Genomic DNA, 17,522 nt, shown 5'->3' on the forward strand with positions numbered 1-17,522 from the left:
GGACCGGTCTCTCCCGTTGCTCCTGTTACTCCGGTTGGACCGGTCTCTCCCGTTGCTCCTGTTACTCCGGTTGGACCGGTCTCTCCCGTTGCTCCTGTTACTCCGGTTGGACCCGTGATTCCGGTTGGGCCGGTTTCTCCTGTCGCCCCAGTTACTCCCGTTGCTCCAGTCACACCCGTTGGACCGGTTGGGCCTGTTACTCCTGTTGGGCCTGTCATTCCGGTTGTACCGGTTGCGCCAGTCGCTCCAGTTGCACCGGTTTCTCCTGTTACACCTATTGCTCCCGTTACACCAGTTGGACCCGTTTCTCCGGTTGGGCCAGTTTCTCCCGTTGGGCCGGTTGCTCCGGTCGAACCTGTTACACCTGTTGACCCTGTTACACCGGTTGATCCCGTTACACCAGTTGGACCCGTTACTCCGGTTAGGCCGGTTTCTCCAGTCGCCCCTGTTACTCCAGTTGAGCCCGTGGTTCCTGTTGATCCCGTTGCTCCTGCTGGGCCGGTTACTCCAGTAGCTCCAGTAGCTCCAGTATCCCCGGTCGAGCCAGTTTCTCCGGTTGCTCCTGTTATTCCGGTTGAGCCTGTTGATCCGGTTGGACCGGCCTCTCCCGTTGGGCCGGTTGCTCCAGTTACCCCCGTTGCCCCTGTTGCGCCGGTTGGGCCAGTTTCTCCCGTTGCACCGGTTACACCAGTCGAACCGGTTGAGCCGGTTACTCCAGTCATTCCGGTTGAACCCGTGGTTCCGGTTGCTCCAGTAGCTCCGGTATCCCCGGTCGAGCCAGTTTCTCCGGTTGACCCAGTAACTCCAGTTGGACCGGTTGCTCCTGTCGGTCCTGTTGCACCCGTTTCTCCGGTTGGGCCGGTTTCTCCAGTTACACCGGTTGCTCCTGTTGATCCTGTTACACCTGTTGGGCCTGTTACACCGGTCAAGCCGGTTGCTCCTGTTGCCCCGGTTGGTCCCGTTTCTCCCGTTGAACCTGTTACTCCAGTTGGGCCGGTTGCTCCGGTCGAACCTGTTACACCAGTTGGGCCGGTTGAACCCGTTATGCCAGTCGATCCTGTTACTCCGGTTGGACCGGTCTCTCCCGTTGGGCCGATTTCTCCAGTTACCCCCGTTGCCCCTGATGGGCCGGTTTCTCCAGTTACACCGGTTGCTCCGGTTTCTCCCGTTGCCCCAGTTTCTCCTGTTGGGCCAGTTACACCGGTCGCTCCGATTTCTCCTGTTGACCCAGTCACTCCGGTTGAACCTGTTACGCCGGTTGGGCCAGTTTCTCCCGTGGCTCCGGTTGGGCCGGTTACGCCAGTAGCTCCGGTTGCCCCGGTCGAGCCTGTTTCTCCTGTTGGACCTGTTACACCAGTTACACCGATCGCTCCGGTTGCGCCAGTCGATCCAGTTGGACCTGTTACACCAGTTACACCGATCGCTCCGGTTGCGCCAGTCGATCCAGTTGGACCTGTTACACCAGTTGAGCCCGTGACCCCAGTTGGGCCGGTTTCTCCGGTTGAACCAGTCACTCCCGTTAAACCAGTTGACCCTGTTGCACCAGTTGCCCCTGTTATTCCGGTCGAGCCTGTTAATCCGGTTACACCAGTTACCCCAGTCGATCCTGTTGCTCCGGTTTCTCCAGTTATTCCCGTTGCGCCGGTCGCCCCGGATGCACCCGTTGCTCCGGTTGAACCGGTTTCTCCCGTTGAGCCAGTCGGTCCGGTTATTCCTGTTGACCCAGTTACACCGGTCGCTCCGGTTTCTCCGGTTGCTCCTGTTGGCCCTGTTGCACCAGTCGCTCCGGTCATCCCCGTTGACCCAGTCACTCCCGTTACACCGGTTGGGCCGGTTGTGCCTGTCGATCCCGTTGCTCCGGTTTCTCCTGTTACACCTGTTGGGCCGGTTGGACCGGTCGCTCCGGTTATTCCAGTTGAACCAGTTACTCCCGTGGCTCCGGTTGGTCCCGTTTCTCCCGTTGAACCTGTTACTCCTGTTGGGCCAGTTTCTCCCGTTGCACCGGTTACACCAGTTGAACCGGTTGAGCCTGTTACTCCAGTCATTCCGGTTGAACCCGTGGTTCCGGTTGCTCCTGTTGATCCTGTTACCCCCGTTGCCCCTGATGGGCCGGTTTCTCCAGTTACACCGGTTGCTCCTGCTGCCCCTGTTACTCCGGTTGAGCCCGTGGTTCCGGTTTCTCCTGTTGGCCCTGTTGCGCCGGTTACACCAGTCGCTCCGGTTATCCCCGTTGCTCCTGTTACTCCCGTTGCTCCAGTTGGTCCAGTTGGTCCTGTTACACCAGTTATTCCCGTTACACCAGTTGCTCCGGTTGAACCTGTTACTCCTGTTGCGCCAGTCGCTCCGGTTATTCCTGTTGACCCAGTTACACCGATCGCTCCGGTTGAGCCTGTCGATCCCGTTGAACCTGTTACTCCTGTTGGACCCATGATTCCGGTTGGACCCGTTTCTCCCGTTGAACCTGTTACTCCAGTTGGGCCGGTTGCTCCGGTCGAACCTGTTACACCTGTTGGGCCGGTTGAACCCGTTATGCCAGTCGATCCTGTTGCTCCTGTTACTCCGGTTGTTCCTGTTGCGCCAGTTGGGCCGGTTGAGCCCGTTACTCCTGCTGGGCCGGTTACTCCAGTAGCTCCGGTTGCCCCGGTCGAGCCTGTTTCTCCTGTTGGCCCTGTTACACCGGTTTTTCCAGTTACACCGGTTGCCCCAGCAACTCCAGTTGGACCGGTTTCTCCTGCTACCCCAGTTACTCCAGTTGAGCCCGTGGTTCCGGTTTCTCCTGTTGATCCCGTTGCTCCTGCTGGGCCGGTTACGCCAGTAGCTCCAGTATCCCCGGTCGAGCCAGTTTCTCCGGTTGCGCCGGTTTCTCCTGTTGGACCCGTTGACCCAGTCACTCCCGTTACACCGGTTGGGCCGGTTGTGCCTGTCGATCCCGTTGCTCCGGTTTCTCCGGTCGCCCCGGTTACTCCGGTTGGACCCGTGATTCCGGTTGGGCCGGTTTCTCCGGTCGCCCCAGTTACTCCCGTTGCTCCAGTCACACCCGTTGGACCGATTGGGCCTGTTACTCCTGTTGGGCCCGTTGCGCCGGTTTCTCCTGTTGAGCCAGTAACCCCTGTTGGTCCAGTCACACCGGTTGGGCTCGTCGCGCCTGTTACCCCCGTTGCTCCGGTTGGGCCGGTTGATCCGGTTATACCAGTTGGGCCTGTTGAGCCAGTTACACCTGTTGCTCCAGTCACTCCCGTTGCGCCAGTCACTCCCGTTGGACCTGTTACTCCGATTGAGCCGGTTATCCCCGTCGCCCCGGTTTCTCCTGTCGCTCCCGTGACCCCAATCGGGCCAGTCACACCAGTTGCTCCGGTTGAGCCTGTAGATCCAGTTGGACCGGTCTCTCCAGTTGCGCCGATTTCTCCAGTTACACCCATTGCCCCTGTTGGGCCGGTTGAGCCTGTAGATCCCGTTGCCCCTGTTATTCCGGTTGAGCCTGTAGATCCGGTTGGACCGGTTTCTCCCGTTACACCCGTTACCCCAGTTACTCCGGTCGCTCCTGTTACTCCCGTTACACCCGTTTCACCGGTTGGGCCGGTTGAGCCTGTCGCCCCAGTTACTCCTGTTGTCCCAGTTACCCCAGTCGCTCCTGTCGATCCCGTTGCACCGGTTGCTCCTGTTGAGCCAGTCGCGCCAGTTGGACCCGTTACTCCGGTCGCTCCTCTTGCCCCGGTTGAACCAGTTGATCCCGTTGCACCAGTTACTCCGGTCGCTCCTCTTGCTCCTGTCACTCCTGTGGGACCCGTCACTCCTGTGGGACCCGTCACTCCTGTGGGACCTGTAATTCCTGTTACGCCAGGTTCACCCCCGGTTTGCGCCAATGAAACGTCATCTATTAAAACCGTTCCGGAAGAAACTTTACTTAATACAATGACGGCAGAGGCCGTGCCAGAAGGCACACTGCTTGTTTTATAGATTTCAGACCATGTGTGAAAGAGCACGTTCGGCAAATTTCCGGGTGTGATATTTTCTTGAATGGAACTGATTTGTTCACCTGCTGCGCTGACATAGATGATCTGGAGAGTGACTTGGGGACTTGGCTCATTTCCGAGCGTTGCGAGTGATACGAATAGAGTCACTGACTTGGCTGAAATGGGAACGATTTGACTGAGGTAAGCATATGGCTGAGCTCCAATAAATTGCGCAGAATATCTCCCTGAATGTGCAAACAAACTGTTAATCTGGGTATTTGCCGAACTCCAGCCCGCTAATGTGCCGGTTTCAAAGCTCCCGTTTATAATCGGATTATTCATTCAATCTTTTTCCCTCTCCTTCCCGTTGTTGACCGTCTTACTTATTAAGACAGCATATTAATACGGGCTGTGTTTTGACAACCTAAATAAAAAAGGTGATTTCTTTTCATCACCTTAATCCGATCCTTGAATGGGGAATCCCGTCGCAATGAGGGAGCGGTTTGCCGCTGCGACTTGTGTTACGTAGTTCGAAGAAAGGACGGATAAATAGAGCTGATACGCGGCTGTTTCATCCGCCTTCATTTCGTCGATGTACGTAAAAGGAATTCCTATGATTTGCCCGCCTGAAGAAAAGAGGTTCCTCTCTTGTCTCTGTGTTTGTATCGATACGCCATTTCTTTGCAGCTCGACAGCTAAGACCAATGAGAAATGAGACGCGAGCGGATCTAATTCCACATTTACTTGTATGACGGCATCCGTTTTCACCAATTGATCTGTCGGCGCAGCTATCACTGCGCTTAACACGTTTATCGGTGTTCCTTCTAACGGAATCGTCATTAGTTCTGCTGTATTTTGAAAAGCTACCGCAGGAACCGCTCCCGGCGGCCCCTCAGGCCCCGGGGGACCGGGCGGACCCGCCTCCCCTTGCGGACCGCGGGAGCCGGCGGGTCCTCTTTTGCCTTCCGGACCTCGCAGCCCGGGTACGCACAAGGCAGATCGATTTTCATCTGAAGACGGAAACCGTTTTTCCGTCCCTGTTTCCGGACTTTCAAGTTCACATGGTAATTGTTCATACCGGCGTTTCATATGTCTGCTCATATATTTGTAAGGTTTCTGTTTCAATATCATGTATTGATTACGGCCGCTGCTCATATTATCACCCCGGCAATATTCTATTCGCACTGAAGTCATCATGTGCAGGCCCTTCCCATTCCTTACAGAAATAAAAAAAGGCAGACCTGAGTCTGCCTTTTTTCTTCTACCATGACCCTAATACTTTCCACCATAATCCGCCGATCACAAGCCATGTCACAATATGGACGATTGACAGGATAAAGCCGATGGACCACCATTTGCTTTGCGATATATAACCCGCTCCGAAAAAGACCGGAGCCGCTCCTGATCCGTAATGCGTCGTCGAACCGAAAAGGTTGCTGAAAAACGCCAGGCTGAGCGCCGCCAACAGCGGCGGAGCGCCTGCCGCCACGATGACGGCGAGAAATGCCGCATACATGGCGCTGATATGCGCGGTTGCGCTCGCAAAGAAGTAATGCGTGTAATAATACACGACAATCAGAATCATAAATGCCACAATCCATGAAAAACCGGAAACAGATGATTTCATCATATCGCTGAACCAAGACACCATGCCGAGCTCATTCAGGAAATTCGCCAGCATCACAAGCGCCGCGAACCAAGTCAGCGTATCCCATGCACCTTGTTCCTTTTTGATGTCCTCCCATGTTAATACCTGTGACAAAAGCAAAACGGATAATCCGATCAGGGCCGTCGTCGTTGCGTCGATATTTAAGCTTCCTCCGAAAATCCACAGCGCAAGCACCAATAAAAAGACGATAACCATGGAGAGTTCGGATTTTTTAAACGGACCCATTTCTTTCAATTTTTCCGTTGCGATTTTAGCCGCGTCCGGTGTTTCTTTAATTTCCGGCGGATACAGCTTATAAATGACCAGCGGCGTAATGATTAAGCTCGCCAATCCCGGTACAATGGCCGCGATTGCCCAGCTTGTCCATGTGATGTCCACCCCTGCGACATCGTGGGCCAGCTTGGCGATCAGCGGGTTCGCCGCCATTGCCGTCAAAAACATCGCAGACGTAATTAAGTTTCCTTGAAAACCGGTTTTTAATAAGAAAGCGCCGATTTTCCGCTCTGTTCCGTCTGCCGGCGTTGATCCGAAAGTTTCGGATAATGATCTGATAATAGGAAAAATAATGCCGCCCGCCCGTGCCGTGTTGCTCGGAATGGCAGGTGATAAAATTAAATCACTGAAAAGCAGTGAATAAGAAAGGCCGAGTGTTTTCTTCCCGAACCGTTGTACGAATACGTAAGAAATCCTGGCGCCGAGCCCGGTTTTGATAAATCCCCGGGAAATAAAAAAGGCGATGACAATCAGCCAGATTGTCTTGTTTCCAAATCCGCTTAACGTATTTTCAATAGATAGCGTTCCCGTTAACGCGGTGACTGCCAATGCAAAAATTGCAATTGCGCCCATTGGCAAGGGCTTGGAGATAAAGCCGATAATTGTTGCGACAAAAATAGCGAACAAATGCCATGCTTTAGGTTCAAGTCCGGACGGCGCGGGAATAAACCAAATGATTAATCCCACAGCAACAGTAATAAGCAAAGGAATGATTTTTACTGCCTGCTGTTTTTTTGCGTCTTTTTCTGAAGCCATTACAGGTCTCCTCCTATTTTGTTGTCTTCCATCCCCTATCCCATTTTACTACTTAACTAAGTTAATAAACGTTTTTGTTAATTAAAAAAACACAAAGGAATATTTTCCTTTGTGCTTCTTGTTTATTATTTTAATATACCCGACCCGGCTTTAGATATAACATCTGATTTTACATTTGATGATGAGCCGATGGAACCGTGCAATGACGGTGTCCAGCCGACGGACTGACTTAATCCGTTGGCGGCTGACGCGTTGATGGAGGCGCCGTTTAAAAGAGTGCCGTCTTCATGAAGCGCTTTTCCGCCGCTGAAGACGCTGATGACTTTATCAGCAGCCAGTCCCGGCACTTCAAAGACATTATTCTGGGCATATATTTTTGACGCGTGGCCCGCGCCCCACGCATAGCTGAACGGGTATGCGGCGCTTTTAGAGCCTGCGTAAAAATTATTATAAATATGAACCTGCCCGTACCGGACCCGCGGTGCGCGCTGGACGATGTTCTGGTAATAGTTATGGTGAAGGGTCACCTTCAGTTTTCCTTCATCCGACGTCTTGCTGTCGCTGTTTCCGATGACGGAGCCTTTATCATGGTCATGATATTTATTATAGGACAATGTAATATAATTCGCCCCGTTGGCTATATCCGTCTGGCCGTCATGGTGCTGATATTTTCTGCCGTAATAGTAGGGAAAACCGCTGTCGGGATTCGATCCGTCATTAAAGGTGCAATGATCGATCCAGATATGCGTCGCGCCGTTAATGGTGATATTGTCATATTCCGAGTTCCAGTTGCCGCTGCTGCCGTCCGTCGGGTCCCATTGCGGAAAATAGTCGTAAGCGTCTTGAAATTCAATGTTGCGGATGATGACATTGTCGACGCCGTTCTTTATATTAAAACTTCCGCCTGTCACTTTGGCATTTGAACCCGAACCGATGATCGTCGTATTGGAAGGAATGTCAATCACGACCCGTGCTTTCTGGTTTTTTTGAGATCGCTGTCTGGCGTCTTCCTGGGTGCCTGACGGCGCTTTTTTCCCCCATTTGTCCGGGTCGTACGCCTTCAGATAAGCGTTGAGATCATATGCCGGATCTTTATAATCATTAAAGCCGAGCGTTTTATTGCGGTCGTCCGTATTCATATTGATTGTGCCTTGTATGTAAATAATCTTCGGCGTGCTGTTGGCGCTTCCCCCTAATGCAGAAACGAGCTGCTGTCTGTTTGATACGGTGTAGACATTCGACGAAGAGGCTTTCGCGCCGCCGGTTGTCCCGCCGGAAGCGGCTCCCCAGCCGTCATTTGTTCCTAACGTCTGCCGTCCCAGGTCAGCGGCATAGACGTCCGCAGGGATCATACATAAACAAACCGCCAGCATAAATAACATTTTTTTCATGAATTGTGCTCCTCCTGATTTTTCATTCCAATTTATTACAATTGAATTCTATCAAATCATTTGAGAAACGGCACCGAAAATGTACAGCATGTGCCTTTCGGTTTTATTGCGGAAACCGCAAAAAAATCCCAAGGGACCGAAAACCCCTTGGGATCTGTTCAGCTTACGCCCATGATTTTACTTTTTCGTTATCCGTGACAAACAGAAGAACTTTTCCTTCATCTAAGCGCTTTTCAAATTGTGATGCTTCCTCTTCTGAAAAGCCGATTTCGTGAATTTTGTTGCGGAGCTCGTCGCCTTTTTTATTAAACATATTGCCGACCGCGTGTTTAATGCCCGTTTCTTTCGCTCCGATGGTATTGACATCAGTATTATCTGCCAGGCGGTCCGTTCTGTCGTCATCATGTGAAAGCACATATACGTCTTCTTTTGCGACACCCAATTGCTGAAGCTCTTTTACGTCCTGCATCAGTTTTTGATCATTTGTATATTCTCTTACTACCGGTTTCATTGATAAGTCCTCCCTTTTGTTTTTGTATATTGGATGTTTACCCGCTCAACCAAAGGTCAAACAAAAGAAAGAGAGTTCCGGGAAAAAACGGGCAGATTGTCGGTGGATATTTTCCGGCGGGACATGTTACAGTAGGGAAAGCTACATTTATCAGAAAAATAAAAATCTTCATGAGCCGATTAAGCAGGGAGGTGGTTCCTATTCATTACTTTTCACCGGAACAGCGATTTAACGCTTGGGTTGTCAGTGATTTAGTGAAGCAGGTATTCCGCCGGCATACCCGCTGCCCGGATGGAATAAAAGAGCTTACGGTCTTTGCTGAAGATACTTTTCATATTAATATCGATTTCGTTTTCTCTATCATTATCAATATCGGTGATATCGAATCCGTTCTGCCGAAAGAAATTGAAAATAAGCTGGGTTCTTATCTGACCGCGCTTCAGCCCGTCATTACCGCTGACATGCTTCATTCTTCAAAAACGAATGCCTATGAATATTTGGAACATGAGAAAAACACCGATGTGTACCGGTTATTCTTTTAAATACGCATATAAGGAAAGAAGGGCCCTGGCCCTTCTTTTTTTGTTGCCGGCGGACGGTTTGATTTTGTATTCGGGAAATGGTTCGTGTTACATTTGGAACAAACACTCATGTTGAAGGAGGATGCATCATGCCGAAAAATCAGCAGCAGATTCAATTGGCAAGACGCCCCAAAGGCGTTCCCGTCCATGACGATTTCCGCTTTGAAACGATTGCCGTTCCCGAACCGAAAGACGGCGAAGTGCTTGTGAAAACGAGTTATGTGTCCGTTGATCCGTACATGCGCGGACGGATGCAGGATACAAAATCATATGTAGAGCCGTTCGCTTTAGATGAAGCCATAACAGGCGGAGTGATTGCCGAAGTTCTGACAGACGGCGATAAGCTGAAAAAAGGAGATGTTGTGATCGGAAATCTCGCATGGCAGGAATATTCAGCCGTCAATGAGTCCGCCCTCCGCAAGTTGGATACGGATATTGCACCCGCCCAGGCGTATCTCGGCATTTTAGGGATGACCGGACTGACCGCTTACTTCGGGCTGCTCGATATCGGCCGTCCGAAAAAGGGCGAAACCGTCGTCGTTTCAGGGGCTGCGGGCGCCGTCGGCTCAACAGTCGGGCAGATTGCAAAAATCAAAGGCGCGCGGGTTGTCGGCATCGCCGGTTCTGACGAAAAAATCGCGTACCTGAAAGAGGAGCTTCAATTTGATGAAGCCATTAATTACAAAACGGCGGATAATATTCAAAAAGCGCTTGAACAGGCATGCCCTGACGGCGTCGATGTCTATTTTGACAATGTCGGCGGACCGATTTCAGATGCGGTGATAAACCTGCTGAATGAATTCGCCCGCATTCCGGTATGCGGAGCGATCTCTTCATATAATACCGAAAGTGAAGAGGAAGACATGGGCCCCCGCGTACAGCCGAAGCTGATCAAAACAAAAGCGCTGATGCAGGGATTCATCGTCGGTGATTATGCTGACCGCTTTTCCGAAGGCGCGAAACAATTGGCCGAATGGCTCAAGGACGGGAAGCTTCATTATGAAGAAACGATTACGGAAGGATTCAGCCATATTCCAGACGCCTTTCTCGGCCTGTTTAAAGGAGAAAACAAAGGCAAACAGATCATCAAAGTCAGTGATCTAAGTTAACATGATGATGAAAAAAGGAGGGCTTTGTCCCCTCCTTTTGCTTTTTCGCATCAGCCGCGAAGAATCAAAGTCAGAAAACCGTCTTCATCAGGCTCCGTATCTTCCAAAGTGAATCCCGCTGCTTGAAAGCAGGCTAAACTGATTTGATTGTCTATTTCGATGCTTGCCGCCCATTCCCGCACGCCGGTAAACCTAGGATCAGTCAGCAGTTTTTGCAAAATCTGTTTTCCGTACCCTTGAAGCTGGTACAAAGGATTGACGATCAATCCGATATACGCCCGTTCCTCCACAAACTCTAGAGACCATTCCTGCCGGAAGCTGCCCGTCATATGCCATAATCACAGTATCGTCTTCATCTTTATTCAATCGTGCATACCACGCGTCTAATGGCAGCATCGCATCCATTCTCCGTCTGATGTTATCGTTCTTAAACCAGTGTTCAAGTATTTTCAGCTCACGTTCCTTCAATATTTGAAATCGGTCTATTGAACCCATCTTCCCACTCCCCCGCCCGAACCTTTTCTATTATTTTACAATAAAAAAAGAAGGGCTTCCCGCCCTCCGTTTCTTATTTCTCAGATAATTTTCCGCCTGAATAAACCGCCTCTTTCAGCTCAATTCCGAGTGATTTGGCCATTTTTTTCAATTTGGATTCTTCCATCGGCGTGACAAGGCTGAGTACGGTTCCTTCTTTACCGGCCCGCCCCGTCCGGCCGGATCTGTGGATATATCCGTCTTCATTCGGGATGTCCGCGTGAATGACGTACGGAAGATCATCGATATCGAGTCCGCGCGCCGCAATGTCAGTCGCCAGAAGCAGCGGAAATTCTCCCCGTTCAAACGCTGATAATATCTTTGCCCGCTCCATTTTTTTCGCTTCTCCGTGCAGGATGCCGAGATCCACATGGTGATAGGCGAGTTTTTCCGCATAGACGCTTAAATTTCCGATATCTCTGACAAACACGAGCGCCTGCATGCCGTTCAGCCGTGACAGCTTTTGCAAAAGCTTCACTTTATCCCGCTGATCGCAGACGAGATATTGATGCGTGACGCGCGCTTTTTCCGCCGTATTCCGCTCCACTTTCAAAACGGCCGGTTCATGTGCGATGGCATTCAGCACCTCTTCTGTCTCCGGCTGCAGCGTAGCGGAAAAGCTTAGAAGCTGTCGGTCTTTCAGCGTCGTTTTAATGATTTTTTTCATCGTTTCGCGGTGTTCCTTCGTCACGAGCTGATCCGCTTCATCAAGAACGATCGTCTTGACTTCATGCATTTTCAGCTTTTTCGCCTGAATCAATTCGAGCACCCTGCCCGGTGTGCCTGCAATGATATGCGGTTTATTTTTGAGCTTCTCCACCTGCTTTTTCACGTTTGCCCCGCCGATCAAAGACAAAGCGCGAAGATCGGAGCCTTTTTTCCACTCCTGAATCACTTGAAAAATCTGCATCACAAGCTCGCGGGACGGCGCTAAAATGATCACTTGCGGATGTTTCTGTTCCGGGTTGATCCGCTCCAGAACCGGAAGCGTGTACGCCAATGTTTTTCCCGTTCCCGTCGGGGATTCGGCAATGACGTCTTTCCCTTCCATAATCACCTGAGCGGCTTTTTCCTGAATAACGGTCGGCTCCTGAAAGCCTGACGCCTCCCAGTTTTCGACGATAAATGGTTGTGTATGCTGTAAAAATGGCCATGTTTGGGTCATGTCGTTCTCCTCAATTCTTAAAATCTACTCCATAGTATCTCAAATGCACGCGCCAAACGCAATTTTCTTTTTCCTTCCAAGCCTTTTAACAAACGGTCTCCTCCTTTATAATCATAAATGAGAAAGACACATGATAAAAAAAGCGTGTCTGATAACGATAGAGGTGTAATGATGAGTATTTTATCCGTAAAAGATTTAAGCCACGGCTTCGGTGACCGTGCGCTTTTTAACAATGTATCGTTCCGTCTTTTAAAAGGGGAACACGTCGGCTTAATCGGAGCAAACGGCGAAGGTAAATCAACGTTTATGAATATTATTACCGGAAAGCTTGAGCCTGATGAGGGTAAGGTTGAATGGGCGAAAAACGTGCGTGTCGGCTATCTCGATCAGCATACCGTGCTTGAAAAAGGAAAAACGATCCGCGACGTGCTGAAAGATGCGTTCCATTACTTATTTGCGATGGAAGAAGAAATGAACGAGATTTACAACAAAATGGGCGAAGCGGACCCTGATGAGCTTGAGCAGCTGCTTGAAGATGTCGGTGTCATTCAAGACGCCCTGACAAACAATGATTTCTACGTGATTGACAGCAAAGTTGAAGAAATCGCCCGCGGCCTCGGCCTGCAGGAAGTCGGCCTTGACCGCGACGTCACTGACTTAAGCGGCGGACAGCGGACGAAAGTGCTGCTCGCCAAGCTGCTTTTGGAAAAACCGGAAATCCTTCTGTTGGACGAACCGACCAACTACCTTGATGAGCAGCATATTGAATGGCTGAAACGCTATTTGCAGGAATATGAAAATGCGTTCATCTTAATTTCTCACGACATTCCGTTTTTAAACAGCGTGATCAATTTGATTTATCATGTGGAAAACCAGGAGCTGACGCGTTATGTCGGTGATTATCATCAGTTTATGGAAGTCTACGAAGTGAAAAAACAGCAGCTCGAAGCCGCCTACAAAAAACAGCAGCAGGAAGTGGCTGAGCTGAAAGATTTCGTCGCCCGCAACAAAGCCCGGGTCAGCACGAGAAATATGGCGATGTCCCGTCAGAAAAAGCTTGATAAGATGGATATGATCGAACTGGCGGCCGAAAAACCGAAACCGGAATTCCATTTCAAGCCTGCGAGAACGTCAGGCAAGCTCATTTTTGAAACGAAGGACTTAGTCATCGGCTACGATACTCCGCTGTCACGCCCGCTCAATCTCAGAATGGAGCGCGGACAGAAAGTCGCCCTGTACGGCGCAAACGGCATCGGGAAAACGACGCTGTTAAAAAGCCTGCTCGGTGAAATCCAGCCGCTGGAAGGCACGGTGGAGCGCGGCGAGCATCAATACACGGGCTATTTCGAGCAGGAAGTGAAAGAAACCAATAACAATACGTGCATCGAAGAAGTGTGGAGCGAATTTCCTTCCTTTACCCAGTACGAAATCCGCGCCGCCCTCGCCAAATGCGGCCTGACGACCAAACACATTGAAAGCCGCGTCTCCGTTCTCAGCGGAGGAGAAAAAGCGAAGGTCAGACTGTGCAAGCTGATCAATTCAGAAACAAATCTACTTGTGCTTGACGAACCGACAAACCACCTGGATGTCGATGCGAAAGAAGAGCTGAAACGCGCGCTGAAAGAATACAAAGGCTCCATTCTGCTGATTTCCCACGAACCCGAGTTCTACATGGATATCGCGACGGAAACATGGAATTGTGAATCTTGGACGACGAAAGTGCTGTAAACACAAAAAGGAACTCCCGCCCATGCGGAAGTTCCTTTTTTTCTTAATGTCCGGCTTTTATTCCGGCGAGATGTTTGCGTCCCATGAGAAGGACAAGCATGCCGACAAAAACGACAATCCCGCCTACTGTATATGGTGTGCTTGCGGTGAAGTGTTCTGACAGCATTCCCGCAATCCACGGAGCGAGCGCACCGCCGATAAAGCGGACTGAGCTGTAGGCTGAAGACGCGATTGAACGTTCAACCGGCGCAGCACCCATCACAGCGGTTGTCATGATCGTATTCACCATACCGAGAACGGCACCGGCAACAACGATACATGTAATGATCAACGTCTGATGGTCAGTCCAGACCCCCATAATAACGAGAATGGCCGCAAAGGCGATAAAGAGAACGACGAGCGAACGCACTGTGCCCAGCGCTTTGTGCACGAGCGGCGCCGTAAAGACTGACGTAATTGCCAGCAGAAGGCCCCAGCCGAAGAAGACATATCCAAGACCGTGTTCATCTAAATCCAGCACGAACGGAGAATAAGCTAGCAAAATAAAAAATCCAAAGTTGTATAAGAATGCAGATACTGCCATTGTCAAAAGGCCTTTATATTTGAGCGCCTTCATCGCATCAAACACACCGACGCGTTTCGCCGGTTTCGGCAGCTTCGGCAGCATGAGTGAAATCGCGCAAAGCGCTATAAACATCAGGACAGACACTCCGAAGAACGGAGCGCGCCATGAAAGGCTGCCCAGCTCTCCGCCGGCAAGCGGCCCGACGGAAATTCCCAGTCCGAGCGCGGCCTCATACAGAATAATAGCTTTGGCGCTGCCGCCGACAGATACCCCGACGATGACGGCAAGCGCGGTTGAAATAAAGAGAGCATTCCCAAGCCCCCAGCCGCCGCGATAGCCGACAAGCTGAGCGATTGAACTTGAGCTTCCGCCGAGAGCGGCAAACACGATGATAAAAATAAGTCCGAGAAGCAGCGTCCATTTTGCGCCGATCCGGCTGGAAATCGCGCCGGAGAAAAACATCATAAAACCGGTAACGAGCAAATAACTTGTAAATAACAGAGATACTTCACTAGGTGAAGCATGTAATTGTGCGGCGATTGCCGGAAGAATCGGATCGACAAGACCGATTCCCATAAAAGAAATCACACAGGCAAACGCAACCGCCCAAACGGCTTTCGGCTGGCTGAATAAGCCTGTTTTCTGTTGTGATGATGTATCCATTTGACCAGACCTCCTGTTTTATCCATTAAAAGAAACGCTATATCCATAGCGTTTACAGCAAAATCATTCGATTGATTGAATGGCGCGGTCAGCTTTTTCTTTCATTCCGTTAAGGCGCGTTTTAAAATGCTGAAATGTGCTGATCTTCTCATCAATCATCTCAAGCTGGTGGTTCAAAGCGTGCTGAATCTCTTCCAGCTTTTCTTTCCGTTCCTTCGGATCCAGTGACAACAAGTACCCCTCTTTGTTTAATTCCAGCTGACGGCTCATCTCCATAAACTGCTGAAGTTCCTGAAGGGAAAAACCGAGCACTTCTTTTGTGCTGGTGACTTTTTCGAGCTCCTCCATATCATCTTCAGAGTAAAGCCGGACGCCGCCTTCTGTCCGTTTAGGAGCAGGAATCAAACCAATCTCCTCGTAAAAACGAATGGTTCGTTTTGTCAGTCCGCTTCGCTTGGCAACTTGATCAATCTTCATCCATTCCAAGGTGAATCCCCCTCTTGTCGTATCTGTTTCTATTATACACCATTTGAACCTTAACGTAAACGTAAACTTTCTATGCCGGATAAACTTGACCTTTGTCTTTAAAGCGCCGGGAGACATTTGTTTAAAACAAAAAGCCGGTATGACCCGCCATCTTCTCGGGGGCCGTACCGGCTTTTCTTAATTCTCAAGTTCTTCAATCATCAGTGACAATTCGGTCCAGCGCTCCACCGCCGCTTCAAGCTCTTCAGCCGTTTTTGCCTGTTCGGCCATCAGTTCTTGTATCTTTCCGAAATCACTTCCCGCTTCAGCGATTTCCGTTTCCAGACGCTGATGCTTTTCTTCAAGGCCGGCGATTTTGTCTTCGATGCCGTCCCATTCGATCTGATCCTTATATGAAAGCTTTTTGCGCTTTTTCTTCGGCTCCTCTTCCGCCTTTTTCTCTTCGGCCGGCTGTTTTACCGCCGTCTTCTTCGCTTTTGCTTGTTCCATGTATTCACTGTACGAACCTTGGAAACGGGAAATGACACCGTGTCCTTCAAATACGATCAGGCGGTCCACGACGCGGTCAAGGAAATAGCGGTCATGGGATACGGTGATGACGACGCCCGGGAACTGTTCGATATAATCCTCGAGCACGCTTAATGTTTCTGTGTCCAGATCATTGGTCGGCTCATCTAAAAACAGCACATTCGGTTCCTGCATCAGTACATTCAGCAAGTACAGACGGCGCTTTTCCCCGCCCGACAGCTTTCTGATATATGTCTGCTGCATCGGACGCGGGAACAGAAAACGCTCAAGCATTTGTTCCGCGGTGATGACATCGCCTTCCGCCGTTTTGACGATTTCAGCCGTCTCTTTTATATATTCAATGACTTTCATATCGCCGTTCATTTCGCTGTGATCCTGGGTGTAGTAGCCGATCCGGACCGTCTGCCCGATGGTGATATTGCCGCTGTCAGGCTGAATTCTGCCGGCGAGGCTGTTTAAAAGTGTCGTTTTCCCGATTCCGTTCGGCCCGATGATGCCGATTCGTTCCCCCGGGATGACAAGCTCATTAAACCGGCTGATCAGCGCTTGGCCGTTATAGGTAATGGAGACGTTATCGGCTTCGATTACTTGTTTTCCGAGACGGTGGGAACCGATCGCGAAATCGAGTGATCCGGAGACTGCCGGCCCTTTTTGCTCCTTGAGCGCCTCCGCTCTGTCCACTCTCGCTTTTTGTTTCGTCGAGCGCGCTTTCGCTCCTCTTCTGAGCCACGCCAATTCGCGGCGCAGGAGGTTTTGACGTTTTGTTTCTTTCTGCTCCGCCAGCGCCTCCCGTTCGGCCCGTTTTTCCAGGAATACTTCATAGTTTCCTTTATACGTATAAAGGCTGCCTCTCTCAAGCTCGTAAATTCTGTTCGTCACCCTGTTCAGAAAATATCTGTCGTGCGTGACAAGCATAACGGCGCCCGGATATTGCGATAAGTAGCCTTCCAGCCATTCAATCGTTTCATTGTCCAAGTGGTTTGTCGGTTCATCCAAAATGAGCAGGTCAGCCGGCTGGATGACGTTTTTCGCAATCGCGACGCGCTTTCTCTGACCGCCGGACAGCTCGCTGACATCCTTCATCAGATCGGTGACGCCAAGTTTGGTTAAAACCGTTTTGGCTAACGTATTCGCCTCCCACGCATCATTCGCGTCCATTCGGGCCTGCGCATCAAGCAGCTGTTTCTGGCGCTGGTCATTTTCCGGTTCTTCATTCAGCGCCTGAAGCGCTTTTTCGTATTCTCTCATCGTTCTCATGACGGCTGATCCGCCGGAATAAATATGTTCAAGGACAGTTTGTCCGGCCGGAAGCTCAGGGTCCTGATGCAAAAACTCAATATTCACGTTTCCTGAAGCCGTAATCCCGCCTTCCTCCGTTGATTCAAGGCCGGCAATGGTTTTCAGAAGCGTAGACTTCCCCGTTCCGTTCGGGCCGATTAAACCGATTCTTTCATTCTCTTCAATATGAAAGGAGATATGGTCGAATAATGTCTTATCTCCGTATGTTTTATAAAGGTTTTCCGCTTTTATGATGCTCATGGTTCCTATCAATCCTCACGTAAGTTCATGTGTTCATTTTAAATCAGGCGCTGGAATAAAACTAGTAAAAG

General features: G+C 50.4%; 12 protein-coding genes and 1 pseudogene. 3 read left to right on the plus strand and 10 right to left on the minus strand.

Annotated features, from left to right (window positions below; genetic code table 11):
- The 5 genes from G9F48_RS20095 to G9F48_RS15715 all read right to left on the minus strand — a co-directional run.
- Positions 1-4,295, minus strand: a 4,295-nt coding sequence (locus G9F48_RS20095; RefSeq protein ID WP_165409804.1) for an NTTRR-F1 domain, incomplete at its 3' end; no start/stop codon positions are given.
- A 114-nt stretch (positions 4,296-4,409) separates the two neighbouring features.
- Positions 4,410-5,108 carry a hypothetical protein gene (locus tag G9F48_RS15700; RefSeq protein WP_063174323.1) on the minus strand — a complete coding sequence of 233 codons (699 nt, stop codon included), beginning with the start codon at positions 5,106-5,108 and terminating at the stop codon, positions 4,410-4,412.
- A 106-nt stretch (positions 5,109-5,214) separates the two neighbouring features.
- Positions 5,215-6,651 carry an anion permease gene (locus tag G9F48_RS15705; RefSeq protein ID WP_165409761.1) on the minus strand — a complete coding sequence of 479 codons (1,437 nt, stop codon included), beginning with the start codon at positions 6,649-6,651 and terminating at the stop codon, positions 5,215-5,217.
- 125 nt (positions 6,652-6,776) lie between these two features.
- Positions 6,777-8,042 (minus strand): pectate lyase family protein, encoded by a 1,266-nt coding sequence (locus G9F48_RS15710; RefSeq protein WP_165409762.1) that lies wholly within the window; start codon positions 8,040-8,042, stop codon positions 6,777-6,779.
- A gap of 163 nt (positions 8,043-8,205) precedes the next feature.
- Positions 8,206-8,553: a general stress protein gene (locus G9F48_RS15715; protein WP_003155650.1), complete on the minus strand. Its 348-nt coding sequence runs from the start codon at positions 8,551-8,553 to the stop codon at positions 8,206-8,208.
- A 191-nt stretch (positions 8,554-8,744) separates the two neighbouring features.
- Between G9F48_RS15715 and G9F48_RS15720 the strand changes: the two genes are divergently transcribed.
- Both G9F48_RS15720 and G9F48_RS15725 read left to right on the plus strand, forming a co-directional pair.
- Positions 8,745-9,095, plus strand: a complete 351-nt coding sequence (locus G9F48_RS15720; protein WP_050515827.1) for a DUF3212 family protein — start codon at positions 8,745-8,747, stop codon at positions 9,093-9,095.
- A gap of 128 nt (positions 9,096-9,223) precedes the next feature.
- Positions 9,224-10,243 (plus strand): NADP-dependent oxidoreductase, encoded by a 1,020-nt coding sequence (locus tag G9F48_RS15725; RefSeq protein WP_165409763.1) that lies wholly within the window; start codon positions 9,224-9,226, stop codon positions 10,241-10,243.
- A gap of 50 nt (positions 10,244-10,293) precedes the next feature.
- On the opposite strand, the pseudogene G9F48_RS15730 reads toward G9F48_RS15725, so the two are convergent.
- Positions 10,294-10,738 (minus strand): annotated as a pseudogene (locus tag G9F48_RS15730) (GNAT family N-acetyltransferase).
- Positions 10,739-10,811: 73 nt separating this feature from the next.
- Complete coding sequence (locus tag G9F48_RS15735) at positions 10,812-11,942, minus strand: DEAD/DEAH box helicase (protein WP_165409764.1); 1,131 nt, start codon at positions 11,940-11,942, stop codon at positions 10,812-10,814.
- A 171-nt stretch (positions 11,943-12,113) separates the two neighbouring features.
- On the opposite strand from G9F48_RS15735, the gene G9F48_RS15740 reads away from it, so the two are divergent.
- Positions 12,114-13,670 carry an ABC-F family ATP-binding cassette domain-containing protein gene (locus G9F48_RS15740; protein ID WP_003155656.1) on the plus strand — a complete coding sequence of 519 codons (1,557 nt, stop codon included), beginning with the start codon at positions 12,114-12,116 and terminating at the stop codon, positions 13,668-13,670.
- Positions 13,671-13,713: 43 nt separating this feature from the next.
- Here G9F48_RS15740 and G9F48_RS15745 read toward each other — a convergent pair whose 3' ends face one another.
- The 3 genes from G9F48_RS15745 to G9F48_RS15755 form a co-directional block, all read right to left on the minus strand.
- Positions 13,714-14,898 carry an MFS transporter gene (locus G9F48_RS15745; RefSeq protein WP_014304592.1) on the minus strand — a complete coding sequence of 395 codons (1,185 nt, stop codon included), beginning with the start codon at positions 14,896-14,898 and terminating at the stop codon, positions 13,714-13,716.
- 63 nt (positions 14,899-14,961) lie between these two features.
- Positions 14,962-15,384 (minus strand): MerR family transcriptional regulator, encoded by a 423-nt coding sequence (locus G9F48_RS15750; protein WP_003155658.1) that lies wholly within the window; start codon positions 15,382-15,384, stop codon positions 14,962-14,964.
- Between the two features lie 177 nt (positions 15,385-15,561).
- A complete protein-coding gene (locus G9F48_RS15755) occupies positions 15,562-17,451 on the minus strand; it encodes an ABC-F family ATP-binding cassette domain-containing protein (RefSeq protein ID WP_165409765.1) in 1,890 nt (629 codons plus the stop codon).
- Positions 17,452-17,522 lie beyond the last annotated feature (71 nt).

This window comes from Bacillus sp. EKM420B (assembly GCF_011065565.1).
Lineage (GTDB): Bacteria > Bacillota > Bacilli > Bacillales > Bacillaceae > Bacillus > Bacillus velezensis.